Below are 23,612 nucleotides of genomic sequence, written 5' to 3'. Positions count from 1 at the left end.
AGGAGATTAGGTATGAAGGAAAATCCAACATTCACCATAGTAAATCTAACTGTTTATAGTGAAAACGAAACCTATAAAAATGGTTATATAAAAGTGGTTGATGGAATCATTGCAGAAGTAGGACCTTTCAGCCAATACAAAAAAGATGATACCACAAAAGTAATCGAGCTTTCTCCCACTTATCAGGTTATTCCTGGCGCTATTGATGTACATATCCATGGTGCAGCGAATGCAGATGCAATGGATGCAACGAGCACTGCTTTAACAACGATGGCGCAGACACTTCCAAAAGAGGGAACAACAAGCTTCCTAGCAACAACGATGACCCAATCAACAGAGGCCATTGAAGAAGCATTGCGTAATGCTGGCGAATACATGACAAACCAAAAGAATAATTTGGCTGAAGTCGTAGGCATTCACTTAGAAGGACCTTTCATTGCTCCAATTCGAAAAGGGGCACAGCCACTTTCTCATATTATTGATCCTGACGTTGCCTTATTTAATAAATGGCAAGAAATTGCACAGAATCAAATTAAGCTTGTCACATTGGCACCTGAGCAACCAAATGGACTAGAACTGACCGCTGCTTTAAAAGAATCCGGTGTAGTAGCTTCAATTGGTCATTCAGATGCAACGTACGAACAAGTTGACCAAGCCATTCAAGCTGGTTCATCACATATTACTCATCTTTATAACGGGATGCGTGGCCTGCATCATCGCGAGCCAGGTGTGTTAGGTGCTGCCTATTTACGTGATGAGCTATTTGTTGAGATTATTGTAGATGGTATCCATAGCCGCCCTGAAATGGTGAAACTTGCTTATAATCAAATTACAAGTGATCGCATGATTTTAATTACTGATTCACTTCGTGCAAAATGGCTTAAAGAAGGAACTTATGATTTAGGTGGTCAACCCGTAAACGTGAATGAAACAACCGCAACCCTTGCAGACGGAACGCTTGCAGGAAGTATTCTAAAAATGAATGATGCGATCAAAAATATGATAATGTACACCGATTGTACGATGGAAGATATCATTAAAATGACGTCAGCAAATCCAGCGAAACAACTAAACCTATTCGATAGAAAAGGGAGCATTGCCGTTGGAAAAGATGCGGATCTTGTTATTTTGAATGAAGATTTAGATGTAGAAATGACTTTTTGCAGAGGAAAAATAGCATTCACAAAGGAGAATACACAATGAAACTTATACAAGTACAGGACTATCATGAAATGAGTCAAAAAGCAGCAGAAATTGTAATCGAAAAAATAAAAGAGAATACACAAATCCATCTTGGACTTGCAACTGGAGGGACACCTGAAGGGCTATATAATCGATTAATTAAAGATCATAAAGAAAGTCATACATCTTATAAACAAGTAAAATCATTTAATTTAGATGAATATATCGGTTTAAGCGCTACTAATCCAAATAGCTATCATTATTACATGGCCGATACGTTCTTTAATCATATTGATATTAATCAAGAAGACACTAACCTTCCAAATGGTACTGCAGAAAACATTCAAGAAGAATGTAGTCGTTATGATGAAATGATTGATAAAATGGGCGGAATCGATTTACAAATCCTTGGCATTGGGCAAAACGGTCATATCGGCTTCAATGAACCAGGTACTTCCTTTGCATCAAAAACACAAGTTGTTGACCTTGCACAATCGACAATTGAAGCAAACGCCCGCTATTTCGACTCCATTGATGAAGTGCCAACACAGGCAGTAACAATGGGAATTGCGTCGATTATGAAAAGTAAGGAAATCATCCTCTTAGTATCTGGTGTAGCAAAATCAAAGGCTTTGAAACAGTTAATGGACGGAGAAATAACAGAAGAGTTTCCAGCTTCTATCCTGAAAAAACATCACAATGTTACCATTATTGCCGATCAAGAAGCATTATCTGAGTATGCATCCAAAAGTGAATCAACTTTTCGTGATTGATAAAAGCTCTCCACTTCCGATTTATTACCAAATTGAAGAAAGCATAAAACGGCAAATTGAAGAAGGTGAATTACACCCACACGATGTACTTCCATCTGAACGTGAATATGCCGAGCTATTGGAAATTAGTCGAATGACTGTGCGTCAGGCTATTAATAATTTAGTTAATGCTGGATACTTGTATCGCCAAAAGGGACGCGGAACCTATGTCGCAGAAAAAAAACTGGAGCAACAGCTTTTAGGCTTAACTAGTTTTACAGAAGAAATGAAAGCTCGTGGAATGATGCCGAGTAGTAAACTACTTAGTCTTGAATTGATTCCCGCAAACGAAAAGATTGCAAATCAATTGCACGTCACAACCAACACACTCATTTATGAGATTATCCGAATTCGTTTGGCAGACAACATGCCTATGGCTCTTGAAACTGCCTATATGTCTGCCGATTTATTAAAAGGATTAACAGCTGAGATTCTTAACCATTCCATCTATCAATACGTAGAGAAACATATTGGACTTAAAATCGGCTACGCAAAGCAATCTTTAGAATCTACTATTGCGTCAGAGGTAGAAATGGCTTCTTTATCGATTGCCAAACATTCGCCTATTTTATTAATACAACGTACTACTTATTTAGAAGATGGAAGACCGCTTGAATTCGTAAAATCATCTTATCGAGCCGATCGGTATACATTCACATGTACGATTAATAGACACTGATATTCTTCACTAAGTAGGGAGTTTGGGTCGGATCTCGCACTCTAAGTCAGAATGTAGTGTTTCATTCACTTAGTTTATCCTGTATATAGTTGCGGGGTCTGACCCTTTTGGGACTCCCCCTTATTTTTTCATCTAAACAAAAAACGGCAAGAGCGTTGTCAATGCAACACTCCTGCCGTTTTGATGACCTGAGAGGGATTCGAACCCCCGACCCCGTCCCTGTCAAGGACGTATTCTCCCGCTGAACTATCAGATCGTATTTGGAAGAATTTTTTCACAAAAAAATTCTTACTAAAGTATATATTTAATTATACGTTTCTACGTGAAAAAGTCAACGATTAAATTTTAGCCATTACATAACTTTTGTTGTTTTGTTGAATAAAAAAAAATTTGTTCTTATATACTGTTAATTAAGGAGGATTATATAAATTCTTCACTTCAAAAATATCTAGAACAGCAAATGCTTGTAGAGATTATTTACTTTTCAAATAGCGGTGGCTCTACGCAAAGGTAAATACAAATTCTTGAGATGAAAAATGAGACAATCCGAGCTTATTGCACCCTTCGTAAAATGAACCGATCCGTTAAAACCAGGAATATTCTCTCTCTTTACGTCCAATTCGAACATTCAACGATTTGGGATAACTTCTATGTATCTTGCTTTTATAAACGATTATGAACACTCCTCCCCTGTTCTCCTTTAATTGATTAGGTTCGTTTGATTTCTCCAATCAACATCACTAAAAACTTTTTGCTCTCATTTTTATATCGTCAATGAAGATATTGATCAATAATTGTGATAAAATATTCCCGTAAACCCTTTCAATTATTTTCTTTAGGGGGTGTTATTTTGGTCGATCAGCCAAAAGGAACGATTAAGGATAGAAAGTTTACAAGCAAGGAATTAGATGAAGAGCTTGAGCTGCTCGTTTATTTTCCGCCCAACTATTCTCCTCTATATAAATATACCGTTGTCATTGCCCAAGATGGCCGCGATTATTTTCAAATGGGGCGAATTGGACGAATAGCAGATGAACTACTTCGTAAAGATGAAATCGAAGATCTCATTATTGTAGGGATCCCGTATCGTGATGTACATGACCGGAGAAAGAAATATCATCCTGATGGCGAACAGCATGCGGCTTACATACGTTTTCTCGCCCATGAGCTGGTTCCGTATTTGGATGAGGAGTTCCCTACTTATCAGATAGGAACTGGGAGAGTTTTGATTGGCGATTCCCTTGGAGCTACTGTTTCCCTGCTTACAGCATTAAAGTATCCTCACACATTTGGAAAGTGTATTCTCCAATCACCACTTGTGAACAATGAAGTGATGAATGCTGTTAGGGATTTCGAAGAACCACATTTAGTTGAGCTTTACCATGTAATTGGCAAAGGCGAAACAGAAGTTCCAACAACTGACGGAGGCATAAGCAACTTCATTGAACCGAACCGCAAGTTAAGTACCCTTATTAAGAAAAAAGGATTTGCTTACTTCTATGACGAATTTGATGGTAAGCATACGTGGAAGTACTGGCAAGCAGATTTAAAACGGGCATTTACGGAAATGCTTTAATCCTAATCAGCTTTTTTGAAGATGACGAAGTTTATTAAAATTTGTTATAATAATTTCATATTTTGATGTTTTAAAAATTCAGTGTCAATCTGGGAGGGAACTTTATGAACTATGGCGTCGCTATTTTTCCATCTAAACAGCTTCAAGATAAAGTAAATTCGTACCGTAAACGCTACGACCCAAATTATGCGCTAATCTCACCTCATATTACGCTTAAGTACACTTTTTTTGCAACTGAATCAGAAATTGAAACAGTAGCGGAACAATTAAAAAACATCGCCAAATCCCATAAGCCATTTAAGTTAAATGTAGTGAAACCGAGTACTTTTCAACCCGTAAACAACACGATTTTTTTTAAAGTTGAATTAAATCCTGAACTTGAAAGTTTGCATAAAGAAATGAACCATGCTGATTTCTTCGGTGGTCCATCTCCATATGCATTTGTTCCACATATTACAATCGGCCAAAAACTTTCAGATGATGAACATTCCGATGTATTAGGTCAGATTAGAATGCTTGACGTTACACATGAGGAAGAAGTAGACAGATTTCACCTTCTTTATCAATTAGAGAATGGTTCATGGACTGTTTATGAGACATTTAGACTTGGAGAAGAGGAATAATATTAATGAACGTAAAAATGGTTACAAGCACCGAAGAGAGAGAACTTGCTTATTCTATACGTAAAAAGGTTTTTGTCGAGGAACAAAATGTTCCACTTGAAGAGGAAATTGATCAATATGAAGATGATTGTGCCCATTTCCTCCTCTTTAATGACGAGGATACACCTATCGGCAACGGCCGCTTCCGTATTTTAGACGGTATTGGCAAAGTACAGAGGATCTGTGTTCTCTCTGAGTTCAGAGGGAACGGCGCTGGACAAACGATTATGAATGCGATTGAAGACTATGCACAAAAGCAAGATCTTTCTAAATTAAAACTGGATGCACAGACGCAAGCCATTCCCTTTTATGAACGATTAGGATACCGTGTAGCATCTGAGGAATTTATGGATGCAGGCATTCCTCATCGAACAATGATTAAAGGTATATAAACTCACCCCCGGATACTGACATTCCGGGGGTTTCTTTACATGTCAGAAGTTGCCCTCATATTCCCCAAAAACTTTTTTATAAAAATTCCACATTTAACACTGCCATTTCGCCCTTTTTTTCATAATGTATTGTATGAAACGAAAAGGAGGGGATTTTTGTGAGTGAAAAAGAACTTAATTTGGGTGATTCTCATAAAAAATTGATGGAATTATTAGTATCGCGGACTTTGCGTAAAAACGGTTTTAACAAAGAATCCATTGATCTTTCTGAAAGAGAAAAGAAAAATCTAAAGGAAACCATCGAATTGCTTCAGAAACAGTCACAGTCTTTTATTGACCAGCAGAATAACATTACTGAACAAGACGTTAATCCAATCACTAATGTATATGATGGGGAAAAGTAACCTACCTCCCTTAAGTTCTTGCAAATTTCATAAACAAAAATTCAAAAAAATAGACGTTTGCATTGATATAATCGTCCAAACATCGTTTCTCGAACCGCATATTTTAATAGGGACCCAAATAAAAGGAGGATAAAGTAATGAATCAAAATGAATTTCGCACAGGCAATTCTTGCGAACATAGCGAGAACAGATGGTCAGCTTTAGATTCTCGTTCTGATCATCCATTAGCAGAGTTTTGCGATCATCGTCGTGGAGGCATCGAGCAAGAAGCAAGACAAGATAATGTGGAGTACCAACTATCCGAAGAGCTAGTATATATCAAAGACTCATGTGATGTTCGAGTAACTTCAACAGATGTAAAAGCAGCTCTATCTCTCCAAGCCGCCTTACAAGCTGCCATTGCTGTAATTGTTAGTATCACCGTTGGCAGCAGCGAAAGTGCTGAAAGAATTACTCAAGAATTGCTTCAGTCTTCTAAAATCAGCCAAATTTCACGCCAAAAAACAATTATCGAGAACTCTCGTGACGTTGAGGTAGTAACTACGGATGCTCAGGTTGCCGTTAACATTCAACTATTGCTTCAATTATTGCTTGCTCTAATCGTTGAAGTAGACGTTTTATAAGAATCAAATAATTGAAACACACAAAAGGACACATTCGTGTCCTTTTATGTGTTCACTAGATTCTTTGATTAAATAGTCCTCCTTTCCCCGTTAAATTTGCTGTTATTTGCTCTACTACATATGCAGGTACTTGCATTTTATATGGTGATGAATTTTGTGGATTGATTAAAGCCTTCTTTGTTTCCGATTTAGGCGAAATCATATTCTCAATCTGCTTGTCTTTATCTTGATTGAGGTGCTGAAATGAAGGTAGTGGCAAGATTGGCGATATACTACCAATTGATTTTACCGAACATTTCTTTGCAGCGACCGTTCTGTTTGCATATTGAATATATTCAAATTGTGTAATTGGTATGATGTATCCCATTCTCCTCACCTCTAAAATTTTTTATTTTCCCTTTTCCACCATGAAAAGGCAAACAACATTACCATCGTTTTATGATGTACATTTTACTATTTCAAGTCTATAGTATGTTAGTTTCACTTTATCCTATGTTCTGGTATCATGAATCATACAAACAACTATAGTGTTAAAACGCCACCCACCATTTACCATGAAGAAACAATCATATAACAACTATTGAATGAGATTTGAGGTTTTTTTTATATGCAAGCAGCTAAAATAAAAAATGAAATGATCCATTTAGCCACTACATCTGCCGAACAGCTTCAGGAATTATATGATAAAGGCAAGCGCGGAGAACTGACTTGTCCATCATGTGCTCTTCCCGTGAAGTTATTCTTAGGCATAAGTAATCCACCTCATTTCAGTCATATTTCACCTGGAATTACGGATTGCTCGTTCCCTTTACTTGATGTTTCAGCTAAACAAAATAATCCTGTTTCGATCGACTATAAAGAAGAAAACGGTTTTAAGATTCCAAAAGGTCGCACCATTACAAAAAATCAACCTGAATGTGTACCGGTTAAAAGCAGTACATGTATCACAGGTAATCCCGAATTCACAAATGTAAAGCAAAGTCAGCTTCTTGTTGATGATCCATACTTTGACAAACTTTACAATCATGGAGTGAGTTTGGACAAGGAACAAGCAGCCGCAATAACCACAATTGATGGGCCCCTCCTTGTTCTTTCTGGAGCTGGTAGCGGAAAAACTAGAGTATTAACTGTCCGAACAGCTTATATGCTTTCGGCAAAAAACATCGATCCTAAGTCCATAATGCTTGTTACTTTTACAGCCAAGGCTGCCAAAGAAATGAAGGAACGACTGCTCTCCTATCCTGAAATGAATCCCATGCTCGTCAATCAATTAGTAACCGGCACTTTTCATAGTATTTTTTATAAAATCCTCCTCTTTCATGAACCAGATAAGTGGCGTCGTGATTTACTAATGAAATGGGAATGGGAACGTACAAGAATCCTTAAACTAGCTGGCAAAGAAATTGGGCTGGATGAAAAGGAATTTGCGTATGATCAAGCACTTCAACAAATTGGTCTTTGGAAAAATTCCTTGTTATTCCCCAATGAAATCAAGGCAAAAGATGAATGGGAAACATCTTGTTTGTCTCTTTATAAAAGCTACGAAGATTATAAATCACAGACAGGTAGCTATGATTTCGATGATATGTTGATTGGCTGTTATTCATTTTTCAAAAATAATCCAGATGTTCTAGCAAAATATCACAAGCGTTTTGACTATTTCCTCATTGATGAGTTTCAGGATATTAATAAAGTTCAATACGAATTGATCCAACTCCTGTCTGCTCGAACAAAAAATGTCTGTGTAGTCGGTGATGACGATCAGGCAATCTACGCATTTCGTGGCAGTGACCCGTCATTTATCTTGCATTTTGAACGAGATTTCCCAGGAGCTAAAGTCGTAAAACTGACAGAAAATTTTCGCTCATCACATGAAATTGTTGCCACCGCCAACCGGATGATCAAAAAAAATCAGAACAGGCATCCGAAAACGATGAAAGCTCAGCATAATAATGGCAAACCTGCACTACTCTTTTATCCTTTTGACGAGGAAACAGAAGCAACGATGATTGTTCATGATATCCAGGAAAGAATTATAGAAGGCGCGAACCCAAGTGATTTTGCAATTCTTTATCGGACTCATGCAATGTCACGAGCGATTTTCGAGAGACTAGCCACATCCAATCTTCCTTTTGTTATTGAAAAAGATGCGGATAGTTTTTATCAACGAAGAATCGTTAAAAGTATGCTTGCTTATTTACGATTAAGCAGCCAACCTGAGGATGCCAATCCAGTCGGGGACATTTTATCATCTTTATTTTTAAAACAAAGTGTGCTACAGGATATGAAGGCTCAAACGATTCTACAGGATTGTGACTTTATTGATGCTCTTGCTTTCGTCAAAACAGCTCATCCTTTTCAAGAACGTAAACTTAAATCGTTACCTAAAATAATCCGCAGTTTAAAAGGGATGACACCTTCCGTTGCTCTTTTAGTCATTGAAAAGGAAATTGGGTTTGCAGACTTTGTGAAGAAACGCGGGAACGAAGGCAATATAGAGAAAGGCTCTGATGATATTCGTGACTTGAAGGTAGCAGCTAAACGGTTCCATTCAGTAGCTGAATTCCTTGAACATGTGGAACATATGTCTGCTATGGTACATGAAGTGAAGCAGCTATCAAAGCATTTCCATGATGCAATCCAGTTAACAACCATACATCGTTCAAAAGGTCTCGAATATAAATATGTGTATGTACTTGGTGCTGTTGACGGCAGCCTCCCTCATGACTTCGCACTTGAGTCACATCGTAAAGGTGACACTGAACCACTGGAAGAGGAGCGCAGACTGCTATATGTTGCGATGACAAGAGCAAAAGACGGTCTATTCCTATCCATACCACAAACACGAAGAGGTAAAACAGCATACCCGTCTAGATTCCTGAGATTTTGAACCGGATAATTAGGGGAATTATTAATTTTCACATGATGATAGTATGAATAAAGACAGCGGTCATTATACCACTGTCTTTTTCATTTACATATTATTTTTTACCATTTAACATATTCGCTAATGTACTAAAATCAAGACTTTTTCCATCTTTAACAATTGACTCGACAATTTTATTTTCCGTTTCTTGATTAACTGGCTTATTAGCAATTTGGGAAACTCGTTTAATCACATTGCGTACCGTTGCTTCATCCTTAAAATTTGCACCTTGCAGCGAATTTGCTAATTCAAATACATCCTTCATACTTACACCCGTTTTGCTTTCAATGTTTTTAAAAAATTGGTTTTCCATTAAAAAGCCCTCCTTCTCTGCAACCATTCTATGCAGTCTAAAAGAGTTATGTGCCTAAAAAGGATGGCATGCAAAGAACAAATAACAATGATCGATCAGTAAAAGTGCCTAGAGACTATGTAAACAGGAAATGTGGTGTAATTTGTTCCCTTGTCGGGTAAATATCTTTGTTATCAAATCAATTCTAACCAATACGAATTTAATTAGCTTTTTTTAAAGAAACCCTCTATTCCATTAAAAACGGAACAGGCTTATACTGCCTATTCCATCTTTAGTATATTCATTAGCAGAAAGAAGCTCCGACAATAATTAATAAAATAAACAAAACGACGATTAATACAAATCCAGAACCGCCACAACCACCGCCGTAGCCGTAGCCGCCACAACCACCGCCGTAGCCACCATAACCCCAACCGAACATATAGCTTCACCTCACTTTTCGAATAGCTCACTTTTAACATATGTAGAAAATGACAAGTGTGTATAGGCCTTCTCCTAATTGTTTGAAGCCTAATTCGAAAAGAAGGAATCATGGTCATCCCTTTGGTTTGAACACAAGTGCTCCGATAAATCCGAAGATAATTGCAGCTGAAATGCCTGAGCTGGTAATTTCAAACATCCCTGTTAATACACCAATAATTCCGTGTTGTTCAGCTTCCTGCATGGCTCCATGGACGAGAGAATTCCCAAAGGAAGTTATTGGTATACTTGCCCCTGCTCCAGCAAAATCAATTAAGTAATCATAAAATCCAAATCCGCTTAATATTGCGCCTGCAACAACGAGTACGCTCAAAGTATGGCCTGGCGTTAACTTCGCAACATCAAATAATAGTTGGCCAATTACACAAATCAGCCCACCTATGACGAACGCCCAAAAAAACATCGGCAGCATGAATCTTCCCTTCCTTTCATTAAGTTTCTAAAAAATTAAAAAGTACCCGCTTCATACTCAATTGCCACCGCATGTGCTATACATGGAATACTTTCATTTTGTTGTACAGTAAGCGACGATAGCAAGGCTCCCGTTGCGACAAACAATATCCGTTTCAATTTCCCTACCTTCATTTGATTTAATATGTGGCCATAGAGAACGGTCGCTGAGCAACCAGCTCCACTACCTCCTGATAAAACAGGTTGATTGCTTTTGTATATCAGCAAACCACAATCCCGAAACTTGTCTTTCGGCATATCGAACCCTTTTTGACTTAATAAATCATACGCTGTTTCCCGACCAACATAGCCAAGATCCCCTGTTATGATTGCATCATAATAATCACTTGTACGCTTAAAATCGCGAAAATGGGCCAATATCGTATCCACTGCAGCCGGAGCCATTGCACCGCCCATATTGAATGGATCATTTATCCCCATATCAATAACCTTGCCCATTGTAGCAGATAGAATATGCGCAGCAGGGCTATCCCCACTTTTAGCCTGGGAAACAAGTGCAACTCCTGCTCCTGTAATAGTCCACTGTGCGGTTGGAGGTTTTTGCCCTCCATATTCAGTCGGATATCGAAATTGCTTTTCAATGGCTGCATTATGGCTCGAAGCTCCTGTCAACACATGGTCTGCGCCCGAATAATTCACAATATATGCAGCAAGAGCCAGCCCCTCCATCGATGTCGAGCAAGCTCCAAACAAACCAAAATAAGGAATCCCATTCGTTCTAGCTGCAAAGCTCGTCGGTGTAATTTGGTTAACTAGGTCACCAGCCAGAAAAAATTGCACATCTTCTTTTTTTACCGTTCCTTTTTCAAGTGCAATTTGTACAGCTTCTTCAAGCAAAAGCCGATGCGCCTTTTCATAGGAATCTTGTCCCATCCATAAATCTTCATAAAGAAGATCAAAATCTTTTGCCAAATGACCGTTCGCTTCAAAAGGCCCCCCTGTTACACCTGTGGAAGTTATGATAGGTTTGTTAGCAAATGTCCATGATTGCTTTCCTATTAGCATCTTTACCCTCCTAGCATACTAAAGAGTGTTTTTATAAGTGCGACAACGAAAGCGGAAAAAACACCGAATACAATGACAGATCCTGCAAGCTTGAACATATTGCCGCCTACCCCAAGTACAAAGCCTTCTGTTCTGTGCTCGATCGCAGCTGAAATAATCGCATTTCCAAATCCAGTAACTGGAACTGCACTGCCTGCACCTGCAAATTGTCCGATTCGATCATAAATACCAAAACCTGTGAGTAGTAAAGCAATGAAGACCATCGTTGCACTTGTAGGATTCCCAACCGTTTGTTCAGTAAAATTAAAGAAATAAATATAAAAGTATGAAATCGCCTGTCCGACTGTACAAAAGAGACCACCAACTAAAAATGCTTTGACACAATTTTTCGCAATTGGTCGCTTTAGTTCATGCTTTGCTTGTAGTTTTTCGTAATTCTTTTGTTCAATGGTTTTGTTTTTCTCTTGTTGTTTCGCCATCCATGACCCCTCTTTTTTATGTTTTTTCTTCCTTCAATTCGATAATTTGTTTAAATTCCTTTTTGGCTTTTTCCCTAGGAATATCATTCTCACGCAATAATTTATTTAATCTCACTGCTTCAAGAAAAATTTTATAATCACTTGAAACAACGAAATGTATTCCTTCAAATTTTTTATTGAGATCTTTTGTTAGTTTTTGCTCAATCTGCTTCATTCGAAACCTGTGTAGATGTTTTATTTTATAAGCAACAAGCATCTCTTTCCCATTCTTTACAATGACAACATCATAAATATGGTCATTCTTCGTAACTACCTTCTTCACAGCTTCTTCGTTACCAATCTTACTATCTGTTGCATCAATTATATCCATTGGCTTTGGATTCGTTTGTTTTAACAGAGCGAGCCTTTCTGTTTTGCCGTCACCATTCGATGCACATCCACTTAGAAAAAGAATAAAAATAACAAGGAGCTGTATGCATAAACGTATCGTCATCATTTCACTTCCTACATTTAGGTTTATCTATTATTGTCTTTAATCATCAATCATTTTATGAATGGTAGGATAAGGAAGCACACAAACAAATCCTAACTCCATATATTAAGATTTCTTGGACCTAAATATGTAAGATTACGTTAGTCAGACACCAAAGCAAATTGAAATAGCATATACTACATAAAAATAACCCGATCCCTAAAACTCGGATCGGGCATTATGCAAACTCCATTCAATTTTTCTTTTGATTACAGCCACAACCTTTTTTCAGCTTATTTTGCGAACTTTTTTTAATTGGCTGTGCATATGGTACATTAATTATCTTTTTATTCATAATACACCTTCTTCCTGTAAAAGGAATATAAGACAGTATATGATTAGGTTTGTCAGTTGTATATATTAGTTGCCTATCCATTTGCTAATTATTACCTCAATAATGGAACCAATTGCAGCTACAGCTAAAATAAGAATGATAAAGCTCCCTGTTTTAGCGCCTGTAAGAAATAAAATGGTTATTCCAACGCTGACCCAAATCCCAGTACACCAAAAACAGCTTAATAATTCGCCAATCCATTTTTTCAACCCTTTTTCTTTTGGTAAAAGATAAATGTCTTTCGTACCATCCTCATTCGTTTCTTCTACCTCATTAAAAAAAGGGCTTCTGAGAAATTCAGTAATTTTGTCGTATACAATCAGCCTCGTCAATCTAAAAGATGCAAGGCCAAGAATAAGAATAGTTACAAATGATATTTCCTGAACTATCATTTAACGCCTCCAGAAATTAGAGAATTCTTAAATCAGAAAGTTCATGAAGGGGGATGCTTTGGATATGACTGCCTACTTTAATTTTAATGATGTCATTTCGTTTACTTATCACTTGAAAACGAACGGTTTGACCGCCAATTGAAGCTTCACAAAATGGTTTAGGATCCTTTTTAATTAAGTCTGTGAGAACACTTCTCATTTTTTTTACTTCTGGTGAATCTTTTTGCTGTTCTGGAACTTGATTCTCCTGATTGGCTCCGGAAATAACTCGAACATTTCCTTGTGGTTCATGAAGGTCTTTCTTAATTTTTTGAATAGAGTCAAGTTCTGTTTCGATTTCTCCTAATGCATCGTACACACCAAATTCTCGTTTAATTTGATCTAACTTAGCATCTTCAGCTTCTTTTTTTATACGTTCTTCTTCATTTTCTGCGGTAAGGACTTCTTCTGATCCTTTATCATGATCATTTTCCTTCTTTTTTTTCGTTTTCGTTCGGTATACTTCTTGCATTTCCGGCCTTTCGGGTTCTGTGATTTTCGGTTGCACAATATAGAAAAGTGGTTTAGAGTTTTTTTCATCCGACATTCCCAATACCTCCTTCAAATAGAAATAACCGATAATGATTCAAGCTCTTTAATCGTATATGGGACTACTCTCTTTCCATATTTATGCCTGATATAAACAAAATCATTTGTCTTGCTTTCAAACCTGCCAATGAAGGTCATTCCATTATGTGTAAAACGGCAAAGTGGTTTCGGACCGTAAATAGGAAGTCTAGCTAATATTTCAAGCTTTACGATAGCTTCTTTATATCGACTATTCTGCGTTTTTATACGGATCTGTTTCACAGACAAAGTTGCCTCTTTACTCTTTAATTTTCCATTCATAAAGAACCTCCTCATATACGTGAAAACAGGGGATCAAGTTAAAACTCTCGCTGAAAATAATCAAGAAATTTTTCCGTCTATGTATCATTTATACGGTTTCTTTTTCTATTTATGACATTTGATTTTTCACAAATACTTCCTCTTAAACAAAAAGAAGTGGGTGCCCGGAATATTATTTAACCGTTATCTTTAACATAAAAAAACGCTTGAATTTGTATCCAAGCGTTTATATATAAAATATTAAACAATGCCAATAACAACAAAAATAACAGTGTGACAATAGTTATTGTCACACTGTTATTTGCTATGCATCGTAGCAATAAGGGCTGGAACAGACCAAATCTCTACGTGATTTGGTCTGCTAAGTAATATGCTATTAAAGATGTTTCTTCACAAGAACGGAACTACTTAGTCCAATAACCCCTGCTTCTTTTTGTCTTTATGACAAACCAAAGAAGTAAACGCAAATTTTATCCCATTATATGATAGCCAGAATCAACATGAATGTTTTCTCCTGTAATTCCTCGTGACATGTCACTAAATAAGAAGGCTGCTGTATCGCCAACTTCTTCAGGAGTTGTCGTTCTCTTCAATGGTGATTCTTCCTCAATTTTTCTCAAAATTGAGTTAAAGTCACTAACTCCTTTTGCAGAAAGTGTACGAATCGGACCTGCTGAAATACTATTCACTCGTATGCCATATTTACCAAGATCATAAGCGAGATAGCGTACATTTGCTTCTAGTGACGCTTTGGCTACACCCATAATGTTATAATTCGGCATAACCCTTTCCCCGCCTAGATATGACATTGCAACAATGCTTCCACCCTCAGCCATTAAATCTTTAGCTGCTTTTGCAACGGCTGTTAAAGAGAAGGAACTAATATTATGCGCAAGTAAGAATCCATCACGCGACGTTTCCACAAACTCTCCACCCAATTCTTCTTTGTTCGCAAAGGCAATACAATGAGCAATCCCATGTATCATACCAACTTCTTCTTTAATTTTTGCAAAGCATGCTGTAATCTGTTCATCATTGGTTACATCACATTGAAGTATGAGTGATGGTTCACCTTCTAACGTACCCGCAAGCTCTCTAACACTTCTTTCCGTTCGGTCACGTCCATATGTAAAGATTAACTTTGCGCCAGCTCCATGGAGAGATCTAGCCACTCCCCAAGCGATACTTCGCCTATTTGCTACACCCATAATAATAAATGTTTTTCCTTTTAAAGAAAAAGTCATAGTAAAATCCCCCTGAATTGATACAAGTTATTAGTACTAGATAATAAATTAGTATAGCAAAGAATAATCAATAACTCAAATTTCACCCACAGTAAGCAATAGTTGTTGCAAACGTAAAACAGTACAATTAACAAATATCGGCATATTTTATATAGTATTGCTGCTCGTATTTACGCAATACTATATAAATCATGTATTTTCCCTATCCCAAAATTCTTTGTTAGCTACCATTAACATGACTGAATAAAAGAAGATTGCTATAGACTCACCCGCTTTACGTTTGATACTATTTCAAGAGGCTTTTTAGAATTGAGGTGGATGAATATTGGGAAAAAGAGAAGCCATTGCAAAAAAAGTTGCTTGGATCAGTTTATGGAGTAATATTGCTTTAACTTTAGGAAAAATGTTAATTGGATGGACAGCAAATAGTGATGCTGTGTTTGCAGATGGGATTCATTCAGCTGCAGATGTTTTTGCATCCGTTATTGTGCTGTTAGTCCTTAAAATTTCTAATAAACCAGCCGATAAAGAACATCCATATGGCCATGGAAAAGCGGAAATTATTGTATCTGGAATCATTGGGATTTTATTAACACTCGTTTCAATTTACATAGTCTTCGAAGCGATCACTGGATTTTTCCACCCAATTGAGGCTCCAAATATTCTTGCTTTATGGATTGCACTTCTTTCATACGGACTAAAAGAATATTTATACAGGTACTCACTTAGGATTGCCAAACAACAAAAAAGCAAGGCAATCGAAGCCATCGCCTTAGATCACAAAGCAGACATAGTGGCTTCAATTGCCGCTGCAGTGGGTGTATTACTATCTATTATAGGGGATCATCTTCAGATCTTTTATTTAATGTATGCCGATAAAGTAGCGAGTTTGTTCGTCGCTTATTTAATTTTCAAAATAGCCAAGGAAATGCTTACTGAAGCCTTCGATATCCTTCTTGAACGAAGCGTAGATACGGAAACTATTAATGCTTATATTTCAATCATTTCAGAATTCCAAGAAGTAAAAAGAATTGATAAAATTCGCGCTAGAGAACTTGGACATTATATTATTGTCGATTTAAGAATTTCAGTTGATCATACAAAAACCATCAAAGAAGGCCATGACCTTTCTAGAGAAATTAAATATGCGTTAATGAAGAAATTTGACAATGTTCAAGAGGTACTCATTCACCTGAATCCCTATTTTTCCGAATAGTAAAAGGTCTAGACAAAAGAAATCAAAAAAATGACGGAACATTTTCCGTCATTTTTTTACTAAACCTATATGGCGTTAAAACGCCGCCATTGACCATGAAGGTTAAATCATATAGCACGCTACACTCACCTAATCCCAATGGTGGCGGTTCGGAGCCAGACTTCGGGGTACTTTCTATACTAAAAGGAGTATACCTGCTAAATAAACTTGGCTATATTAATAAGTTGCGAAGCCCCGTCCCCTTTTCCTTAAAGTGCGTGTTCAAAAAGGAGGATAAAAAGAGCCGAGAAGTTCGAGGAGCGCATCTCGAGAGGACCGGAGAGACAGAGCTTTGATGCAATTCGACAGCTATTTTCACCGGAATTTTTGAACATCCTCTTAAAGTAAATAGTTCATGAACATGGTAGCCATACCAAAATAAACAAAAATACTGATAATGTCATTGATCGTTGTAATAAATGGCCCTGAAGCTACGGCAGGGTCTATTTTCAGTTTATGCATAATAAGTGGGACGAGTGATCCTGCAAGTGTAGCAAAAATTAATGTTGTAAAAATAGAAATTCCAACCAAGCTTCCAAGGATTAGATCACGTTGCCAAATATAAACGACGAGCGTAACAACGACTCCACAAACGAATCCCGTAATAAGCCCTGTTCCTGCTTCTCTCATGACTAGCTTCCATTTACTCTCATGCTCTAAATCACCTGTTGCAATCCCGCGAACGGCCACAGCAAGTGCTTGGGTACCCGTATTTCCAGCCATCCCGCCGATTAACGGAATAAACACGGCAAGAATTGCCTTTTGACTTAGTGTCTCCTCAAATCGGCCGATTAAGCTTGCTGTCATCATCCCGAGAAATAACAGAATAACAAGCCATGGCAGACGCTTCCTTGCCGCAGATATTGGACTCTTATCGACAGTATCAAGATCAGATACACCAGCAAGCTTAGAATAATCATCTGATGCTTCTTCATCCATAACATCAATAATATCATCGACTGTAATAATACCTAATAAATGATTCTGAAAATCAACAACTGGCATCGCTAGAAAATTATAATCACGTATCTTCCGTGCCACTTCCTCCTGATCCTCCGTGACAGAAACAGAGACTACCCGATCATCCAAAATTTCAGAAATCATGGTATCATCATCACTGACAATCAATGTCCGTAACGAGAGAACACCTACTAGTTTTTTATTCACGTCAACAACAAATATATAGTAAATTGTTTCAGCTTTCGGAGCTTCTTTTTTCAAAATATACATGGCAGATCGAACGGTTTGGTTAGCCTCAATCGCCACGAATTCTGTCGTCATGATACTACCAGCTGTATATTCCTTATAACTTAACAATTCTTTAAGCTCACGCGCAGATTCATCATTCATGATGGTTAAATAACTGCCAGCTTGTTCTGAATCTATTTCATTTAGAACATCGGCAGCATCATCGGCGTACATAAGTGAAAGCATTTCAGCCGCGTAAACAGGGTCCATTTCAGCTAGGAGACCTTCGTATTCTGTTTCGTCAATTTTCATGATTTCAAACAATGTAGCCATTTCTTTTGGTGATAAATAATGATAGACCTTCGGACGCAGTTCTTCATTCAGACTCGTAAAAAAGTTCGCTTGATCGTATGGATGTGACTCAATGAACTCAGATCTGAATATGTCAATTTGGTCATCTATTAAAGCTTGAATAAGCAATTCTTCATTAATTTGGCTATTTGGCCTTTTTTGAGAATCCGCTGTTCCCATTATATTTCCTCCTTTCATAAATACTTCCTTATAAAGTGAAACTTCAATCATTGAGGGTTTACTGTCTGTTAATGCAAAATAAAAATATCATACATATTCTTTTCATTATTCGTACACCTTAGTGATAACATATAAGTATATCTCATTTAATACTATTCCAACAAGTTTGCAGGTGAAACAATGAAAATTGACATTATTGGTGATATTCATGGTTGTTACAAAGAATTTATCCAATTAACCGATGAATTAGGATATTCTTGGGAAACAGGGTATCCCGTTCATCCTGACGGTAGAATCCTAGGTTTCGTAGGTGATCTTACGGATAGAGGTCCTCAATCATTAAAAGTCATTGAATCCGTATATGAACTAACGATCGTTCATAAATTAGCCCTATATGCTCCAGGCAATCATTGCAATAAGCTGTATCGCTATTTTTCTGGAAACAAGGTACAGATTACGCATGGACTTGAAACGACAGTAGCTGAATATAAAGAGCTACCTGTACGCGAGCAAAAAATCATCCGCAAGAAATTCATGGACTTATACGAACAATCTCCACTCTACCAAGTCATTGACAATGAAAAACTTGTAATTGCTCACGCAGGTATCCGGTCCGATTATATTGGAAAAATGAATGATAAAGTGAAGTCATTTGTCCTATATGGTGATGTTTCCGGCGCAAAACATCCTGATGGCTCCCCTGTTAGGCGGGATTGGGCTCTATTCTATCACGGTCATGCTACAATCATTTATGGTCATACCCCGGTATTAGAACCAAGAAAAGTAAACAGAACCTATAATATCGATACAGGCTGTGTATTCGGTGGAAAACTGACTGCACTTCGTTATCCCGAATTAGAATTGATTTCTGTATCATCTACTCTGCCTTTTTTTGCAGAAAAATTCAAGACAAGTTTTGATGAATCATGAAGATTCTTTTTAAAAAACCTGTCTAAAAAATCAAAGGGCCAGACCTCACAATTCCTAGATACAGTCCAATGATGTGTATGTAACACTTTAAACTGTATATAGAGTGAATGGTCTGACCCATAGACATTCTTTGTTTAACCTTAGTGAATAAGTGTAAGAAGTTGTAGAAAATCCACAGGCGGTTTCTCCTGAAAAGTAAGAATAGTTCCGGTAATTGGATGAATAAATGTTATTTGACAGCAATGCAAAGCTTGTCTCGATATTCGATCAAGCTGTCCGCCATACAAATCATCTCCACAAAGAGGATGACCGATATAAGCAAGGTGAACACGGATTTGATGCGTTCTCCCTGTTAACAGTTGCAACGATAGATAAGTATGATTCACTCCAGACTGCAATACCTTAAATTTCGTACAGGCATATTGACCATCTGCTCTTACCTCACGCTCGATAATACTCGTCTCTTTCCTCCCAATCGGAGCTTCTATCTTCCCTTGCTCCTCCAAAATCCCTTCAACAACCGCTTCATACCTTCTGCGAACCTTTCCTGCCTTCTGCTGTTCACTTAGGAGGTGATGGATATGGCGATGTTTCGCTACTAACACTAACCCCGAAGTATCACGATCCAATCTTGTAACAATATGAACAGTCGCAGTAATGCTGTGTTCCTGATAATACGAAAGTATTGCATTCGCGAGACTCCCGGTTGGATGCTCTCTCGAAGGAATGGTATTCATATTAGCAGGCTTAACCAATACCATTACATAATCATCTTCATAACAAATATGAAGGGGCAACTTTTCTGGAAGCAACCCAATACTCCCAGTTTCAAGCGGGAATTCTGCTGTTACAGTATCTCCCGTCTTAAGTACATGACGAACAGTCACTTCCTCTTTATTGACGGTCAACTTCCCTCCATCAAACTTAATTGCTGTTAATGCGCGTTTTGAAATACCTTGTTCGAAAAGAAAAATTCTTAAAATCTTTCCCGCATCTTTCTTCTCTACACTCCAATTTAATCGAAATGGGGATCCAGTTTTGTCTGACATAAATACCGTAACTCCTTAATTCGCAATAAACGAATCATGCACTCGCTTCCAAAAAGGAAACGGTCTAAACCGCGCAAATCGAATTTTCTCATCCGCTACTCTAAATTGTATCGATTTTACATCTTCATGAAGCAATGAAAGATGATCAATAGTAATTTGAAAATCAACATTGTTAACAGGCTTCAACATACATGTATGATGAGCAGGCAAGACTAGCGGCGATCCTACCGTCCGAAATACTCGGTTATTAATGGAAGCCATTTCTGCAAGTTGAATCGACGGAATTGACGGATGAATAAGCGCGCCACCCAAAGCTTTATTGTATGCCGTACTCCCAGAAGGGGTTGATACACAAAGCCCATCTCCCCTGAATGTTTCAAAATGCTCACCGCGCATTTCCACATCCATCACAAGTGTACCTTCCACACTTTTAACCGTTGATTCATTCAATGCTAAAAAGCGCGACTCCCTCCCGCCATGCTGATACTTGATAATCACTTCAAGTAGCGGATATTCAACGACCTGAAATGGAGTTTTTGCCAATGCAATCACTAGCTTCTCGATTTCCTCTGGAATCCAATCTGCATAAAAACCAAGGTGGCCAGTATGAACGCCAACGAAGGCGGTTTTATCAAGGCGGTTTTTATAACGATGAAAGGCATATAGTAAGGTACCGTCTCCCCCAATAGAAATGACTATATCTGGCTTGTCTTCGTCATACTCTAAATTAAAATCTTGGAGATACGTCCTCATTCGATGCATTAAAGTATTCGACTTCGAATCACCTTTTGAGGTTATGGCAAATTTCATACAATCCCACCTTCATGTTTTCTGCTGCTCATTCTTTTGCTTTATCTTTCTTTCGTGAAAAAACGCGCTGGGCTTCCTGTATTTCGAGCCGTATTTGCGACATTTCCTCGTCCAGCAAAAAAGCTGCTTCAGCTGCCCGCTGTAGGCGTATTCGAATATCTTCTGGAAAATCTCCGCGATATTTATAATTTAGAGAATGCTCAATCGTTGCCCAAAAATTCATGGCGAGTGTCCGAATCTGTATTTCAATGAGAATCTTTTTTTCACCATGGATCGTTTGGACAGGATACCGAAGAACAACGTGATAAGAACGATAGCCACTCACTTTTTTATGAGAGATATAATTCCGTTCCTCTACGATTTCAAAATCATTTCGGGCCCTTAGTAACGCAACCACTTTTGTTATATCATCCACAAATTGGCACATCATTCGTAATCCTGCAATATCCTGCATTTCAGTTGCCAATTTATTTAGTGGAATATTTTTCTCTGCTGCTTTATCTAAAATACTTACAATCGGTTTTACTCGACCTGTCACAAATTCAATTGGTGAATGTACATGATCACGCTCAAATTCATTGCGTAATCCTTTAAGTTTTACCTTCAGTTCTTCAACTGCTTGCTTATACGGAGCCAAAAAGTCATCCCAATGTTCCATTGCCACACCACCTGTTCATAGAAAAGCGAAAGCGCCTATTAAAGAACTTCGACTAAGGTTTGCCAAGTCCTGTTGCGAACGCCGAAGTCAACACATCCTTTGCCAGTCCGTCATTCATAAGTCAAGCAAGAAGGACGCAGTAGACTTCACGCCATATAACTTAATTATCCGAAATGCGACTGGATAAAGTGAAACTTCAATCAGTGGGGTGTAGTTCCCGGCTGATGGTTAGTTGAACCAATCGGGGATTTACAGGCTGTTTATCACACCGATTCACACTTTTAAACTTTCTCGATTTATTTAAGTTGGAATCTTACAGCCTGTTAAACCAGGATAAAGTGAAACTTCAATCAGTGGGATGTAGTTCCCCACTGATGGTTAGTTGAACCAATCGGGGATTTACAGGCTGCTTATCACACCGATTCACACTTTTAAACTTTCTCGATTTATTTAAGATGGAATCTTACAGCCTGTTAAACCGGGATAAAGTGAAACTTCAATCAGTGGGGTGTAGTGCCCCACTGATGGTTAGTTGAACCAATCGGGGATTTACAGGCTGTTAAACCGGGATAAACATCTGTTCAACTTTTGCAACAAACTCTTCCCCGTAATTTCCATTTCCCTCAATATTATCAATTAAATAAGTAAGTTCTTCATAGATACTCGGTAATTCTAGTTTTTTATCCCCAGACTTCAGCATAACTGGCAACCTTTCTTCCATAGCCCGTTTCAATGATGCCCATATCGCTTCAGGTAAGAAAATATATGTATAACTTTCAACATTTTCTGCTAAATAAATGAAGGAAACATTATCCGAATCTACAATTACTTGTTCCTTCGGTAATAGATGAGCAATTTCCACTTCTTGATTAGGAATCAAAACAAGATTTCCTGATTCAATAACCGCTTCTACAATATGTATTTTCTCTCTCATAAATCATTCACCCTCCCATTTTAACGATTATATTTTATCACATCCTACAAGGTATTCCTAAATATTCAGGGTTGTCTTAGCAAATTTTCAAATTCATGACACTTTTCCCCCTTTATTAAACAGAATTTTACTTGTAGAGTTCCTACACAAACGTATATGATACGAATAAAGTGAAACTTCAATCAGCGTGGACCCAGTTACGCTTCTTCGATTCCTCAAGCCTTGAATGGGGATTTACTGCCTGTTAATACGGGATAAAAAATAGCTAGAAAGGAAGTACCTAATGAACCAGCATCTTGAAATTGAATTTAAAAATCTACTAACAAAAGCAGAATTCCAGCGATTAAAACAGAGTTTTTCTGTTAAAGACACCGATTTTATCTATCAGGAAAATCACTATTTCGACACACCTCAATTTTCATTAAAGGAGAACGAATCAGCACTAAGAATCCGTCATAAAAAAGGACATTATGAGTTAACATTAAAGCAACCTGCAAAAGAGGGTCTACTTGAAACGAATCAGTCGCTCTCAAAAGAAGAAGCCGAATCTCTGCTTCAAGGAAATCGCATTCCCGAAGGTTATATCACCACTTTAATTGCTGAAATGGGCATTGATTCGGATATACAATTTTTCGGCACACTCGGGACAAATCGAGCAGAGTTCACTTATCAAGGTGGTCTACTCGTCCTTGATCATAGTCTTTATTTAAATACAGAGGATTTTGAGGTAGAATATGAAGTGACGAATAAATTGGCAGGAAAAGAAATTTTCGAGAAATTGTTAGATAGCCTTCAAATTCCAATTCGAAAAACCGAAAATAAGGTTAGACGATTTTACCAAACTAAGAAGAAGCAATTATAAT

At 37.7% G+C, this 23,612-nt stretch carries 28 protein-coding genes and 1 tRNA gene; 12 read left to right on the top strand and 17 right to left on the bottom strand.

What is annotated here, in order from left to right; translation table 11 throughout:
* The first annotated feature begins 12 nt into the window (after positions 1-12).
* Genes nagA through JNUCC23_RS06930 form a run of 3 tightly spaced genes read left to right on the top strand, consistent with a single transcriptional unit; the run spans position 13 to position 2,673 of the window.
* Positions 13-1,203: an N-acetylglucosamine-6-phosphate deacetylase gene (gene nagA / locus JNUCC23_RS06940; RefSeq protein WP_454214964.1), complete on the top strand. Its 1,191-nt coding sequence runs from the start codon at positions 13-15 to the stop codon at positions 1,201-1,203.
* Positions 1,200-1,955 carry a glucosamine-6-phosphate deaminase gene (nagB, locus tag JNUCC23_RS06935; RefSeq protein WP_454214962.1) on the top strand — a complete coding sequence of 252 codons (756 nt, stop codon included), beginning with the start codon at positions 1,200-1,202 and terminating at the stop codon, positions 1,953-1,955. Before nagA ends, nagB begins: the two co-directional genes overlap by 4 nt.
* A complete protein-coding gene (locus tag JNUCC23_RS06930; RefSeq protein ID WP_403073985.1) occupies positions 1,948-2,673 on the top strand; it encodes a GntR family transcriptional regulator in 726 nt (241 codons plus the stop codon). Before nagB ends, JNUCC23_RS06930 begins: the two co-directional genes overlap by 8 nt.
* Before the next feature lie 184 nt (positions 2,674-2,857).
* On the opposite strand, the gene JNUCC23_RS06925 is transcribed toward JNUCC23_RS06930, so the two are convergent.
* Positions 2,858-2,929, bottom strand: a tRNA-Val gene (locus tag JNUCC23_RS06925).
* A gap of 594 nt (positions 2,930-3,523) precedes the next feature.
* On the opposite strand from JNUCC23_RS06925, the gene JNUCC23_RS06920 reads away from it, so the two are divergent.
* From JNUCC23_RS06920 to JNUCC23_RS06900, 5 genes are all read left to right on the top strand, one after another.
* Positions 3,524-4,249: an alpha/beta hydrolase-fold protein gene (locus JNUCC23_RS06920; RefSeq protein ID WP_062181987.1), complete on the top strand. Its 726-nt coding sequence runs from the start codon at positions 3,524-3,526 to the stop codon at positions 4,247-4,249.
* A gap of 104 nt (positions 4,250-4,353) precedes the next feature.
* A complete protein-coding gene (locus tag JNUCC23_RS06915; RefSeq protein ID WP_062181990.1) occupies positions 4,354-4,872 on the top strand; it encodes a YjcG family protein in 519 nt (172 codons plus the stop codon).
* A 5-nt stretch (positions 4,873-4,877) separates the two neighbouring features.
* A complete protein-coding gene (locus JNUCC23_RS06910; protein WP_062181994.1) occupies positions 4,878-5,303 on the top strand; it encodes a GNAT family N-acetyltransferase in 426 nt (141 codons plus the stop codon).
* A 158-nt stretch (positions 5,304-5,461) separates the two neighbouring features.
* On the top strand, positions 5,462-5,707 hold the full coding sequence (locus tag JNUCC23_RS06905) for a hypothetical protein (RefSeq protein ID WP_062181997.1): 246 nt from the start codon (positions 5,462-5,464) through the stop codon (positions 5,705-5,707).
* A 137-nt stretch (positions 5,708-5,844) separates the two neighbouring features.
* Positions 5,845-6,330, top strand: a complete 486-nt coding sequence (locus JNUCC23_RS06900; RefSeq protein ID WP_403072855.1) for a spore coat protein — start codon at positions 5,845-5,847, stop codon at positions 6,328-6,330.
* Between the two features lie 55 nt (positions 6,331-6,385).
* On the opposite strand, the gene JNUCC23_RS06895 is transcribed toward JNUCC23_RS06900, so the two are convergent.
* Complete coding sequence (locus JNUCC23_RS06895) at positions 6,386-6,697, bottom strand: hypothetical protein (protein ID WP_454214958.1); 312 nt, start codon at positions 6,695-6,697, stop codon at positions 6,386-6,388.
* 240 nt (positions 6,698-6,937) lie between these two features.
* Between JNUCC23_RS06895 and JNUCC23_RS06890 the strand changes: the two genes are divergently transcribed.
* On the top strand, positions 6,938-9,220 hold the full coding sequence (locus JNUCC23_RS06890) for a UvrD-helicase domain-containing protein (protein WP_454214956.1): 2,283 nt from the start codon (positions 6,938-6,940) through the stop codon (positions 9,218-9,220).
* Positions 9,221-9,311: 91 nt separating this feature from the next.
* Here the strand turns inward: JNUCC23_RS06890 and JNUCC23_RS06885 are convergent, their stop codons facing one another.
* The 10 genes from JNUCC23_RS06885 to fabI all read right to left on the bottom strand — a co-directional run bounded on the left by JNUCC23_RS06885 (position 9,312) and on the right by fabI (position 15,394).
* The gene (locus tag JNUCC23_RS06885; RefSeq protein WP_062182011.1) at positions 9,312-9,569 is read right to left on the bottom strand and encodes a stage VI sporulation protein F; all 258 of its coding nucleotides are present in this window, start codon (positions 9,567-9,569) and stop codon (positions 9,312-9,314) included.
* Between the two features lie 283 nt (positions 9,570-9,852).
* Positions 9,853-9,990, bottom strand: a complete 138-nt coding sequence (locus tag JNUCC23_RS06880) for a YjcZ family sporulation protein (protein WP_403072845.1) — start codon at positions 9,988-9,990, stop codon at positions 9,853-9,855.
* A gap of 114 nt (positions 9,991-10,104) precedes the next feature.
* Complete coding sequence (spoVAE, locus tag JNUCC23_RS06875; RefSeq protein WP_403072842.1) at positions 10,105-10,461, bottom strand: stage V sporulation protein AE; 357 nt, start codon at positions 10,459-10,461, stop codon at positions 10,105-10,107.
* Positions 10,462-10,496: 35 nt separating this feature from the next.
* A complete protein-coding gene (gene spoVAD / locus JNUCC23_RS06870; RefSeq protein ID WP_454214953.1) occupies positions 10,497-11,525 on the bottom strand; it encodes a stage V sporulation protein AD in 1,029 nt (342 codons plus the stop codon).
* A gap of 2 nt (positions 11,526-11,527) precedes the next feature.
* Positions 11,528-12,004: a stage V sporulation protein AC gene (gene spoVAC, locus JNUCC23_RS06865; RefSeq protein WP_062182020.1), complete on the bottom strand. Its 477-nt coding sequence runs from the start codon at positions 12,002-12,004 to the stop codon at positions 11,528-11,530.
* A 16-nt stretch (positions 12,005-12,020) separates the two neighbouring features.
* The gene (locus tag JNUCC23_RS06860; protein WP_454214951.1) at positions 12,021-12,497 is read right to left on the bottom strand and encodes a sporulation protein; all 477 of its coding nucleotides are present in this window, start codon (positions 12,495-12,497) and stop codon (positions 12,021-12,023) included.
* A 399-nt stretch (positions 12,498-12,896) separates the two neighbouring features.
* Positions 12,897-13,262, bottom strand: a complete 366-nt coding sequence (locus JNUCC23_RS06855) for a DUF1360 domain-containing protein (protein WP_454214949.1) — start codon at positions 13,260-13,262, stop codon at positions 12,897-12,899.
* Positions 13,263-13,278: 16 nt separating this feature from the next.
* Complete coding sequence (locus tag JNUCC23_RS06850) at positions 13,279-13,848, bottom strand: CotO family spore coat protein (RefSeq protein WP_062182026.1); 570 nt, start codon at positions 13,846-13,848, stop codon at positions 13,279-13,281.
* 14 nt (positions 13,849-13,862) lie between these two features.
* Positions 13,863-14,150: a hypothetical protein gene (locus JNUCC23_RS06845; protein WP_062182029.1), complete on the bottom strand. Its 288-nt coding sequence runs from the start codon at positions 14,148-14,150 to the stop codon at positions 13,863-13,865.
* A gap of 470 nt (positions 14,151-14,620) precedes the next feature.
* The gene (gene fabI / locus JNUCC23_RS06840; protein ID WP_403072827.1) at positions 14,621-15,394 is read right to left on the bottom strand and encodes an enoyl-ACP reductase FabI; all 774 of its coding nucleotides are present in this window, start codon (positions 15,392-15,394) and stop codon (positions 14,621-14,623) included.
* A gap of 322 nt (positions 15,395-15,716) precedes the next feature.
* Here fabI and JNUCC23_RS06835 point away from each other — a divergent pair, with 322 nt between their 5' ends.
* Entirely contained in the window at positions 15,717-16,610 is an 894-nt protein-coding gene (locus JNUCC23_RS06835; RefSeq protein WP_062182036.1) for a cation diffusion facilitator family transporter, read from the top strand.
* Positions 16,611-16,988: 378 nt separating this feature from the next.
* On the opposite strand, the gene mgtE is transcribed toward JNUCC23_RS06835, so the two are convergent.
* Positions 16,989-18,368, bottom strand: coding sequence for a magnesium transporter (gene mgtE / locus JNUCC23_RS06830; RefSeq protein ID WP_403072824.1), 1,380 nt, complete (start codon positions 18,366-18,368; stop codon positions 16,989-16,991).
* 180 nt (positions 18,369-18,548) lie between these two features.
* Between mgtE and prpE the strand changes: the two genes are divergently transcribed.
* Positions 18,549-19,298 (top strand): bis(5'-nucleosyl)-tetraphosphatase PrpE, encoded by a 750-nt coding sequence (prpE, locus tag JNUCC23_RS06825; protein WP_403072821.1) that lies wholly within the window; start codon positions 18,549-18,551, stop codon positions 19,296-19,298.
* Positions 19,299-19,438: 140 nt separating this feature from the next.
* Here the strand turns inward: prpE and JNUCC23_RS06820 are convergent, their stop codons facing one another.
* The 4 genes from JNUCC23_RS06820 to JNUCC23_RS06805 form a co-directional block, all read right to left on the bottom strand.
* A complete protein-coding gene (locus JNUCC23_RS06820; RefSeq protein WP_454214945.1) occupies positions 19,439-20,347 on the bottom strand; it encodes an RluA family pseudouridine synthase in 909 nt (302 codons plus the stop codon).
* Between the two features lie 15 nt (positions 20,348-20,362).
* A complete protein-coding gene (locus JNUCC23_RS06815) occupies positions 20,363-21,157 on the bottom strand; it encodes an NAD kinase (RefSeq protein WP_062182047.1) in 795 nt (264 codons plus the stop codon).
* Between the two features lie 28 nt (positions 21,158-21,185).
* Positions 21,186-21,815 carry a GTP pyrophosphokinase gene (locus JNUCC23_RS06810; RefSeq protein WP_062182050.1) on the bottom strand — a complete coding sequence of 210 codons (630 nt, stop codon included), beginning with the start codon at positions 21,813-21,815 and terminating at the stop codon, positions 21,186-21,188.
* Between the two features lie 559 nt (positions 21,816-22,374).
* Complete coding sequence (locus JNUCC23_RS06805; RefSeq protein WP_454214943.1) at positions 22,375-22,749, bottom strand: UPF0738 family protein; 375 nt, start codon at positions 22,747-22,749, stop codon at positions 22,375-22,377.
* Between the two features lie 283 nt (positions 22,750-23,032).
* Here JNUCC23_RS06805 and JNUCC23_RS06800 point away from each other — a divergent pair, with 283 nt between their 5' ends.
* The gene (locus JNUCC23_RS06800) at positions 23,033-23,611 is read left to right on the top strand and encodes a CYTH domain-containing protein (RefSeq protein ID WP_454214941.1); all 579 of its coding nucleotides are present in this window, start codon (positions 23,033-23,035) and stop codon (positions 23,609-23,611) included.
* Position 23,612 lies beyond the last annotated feature (1 nt).

The sequence above is a fragment of the Peribacillus sp. JNUCC 23 genome (assembly GCF_053653995.1).
The sequence above is the reverse complement of the archived record's forward strand: the minus strand, read 5'-3'. Positions and strand labels throughout refer to the sequence as shown.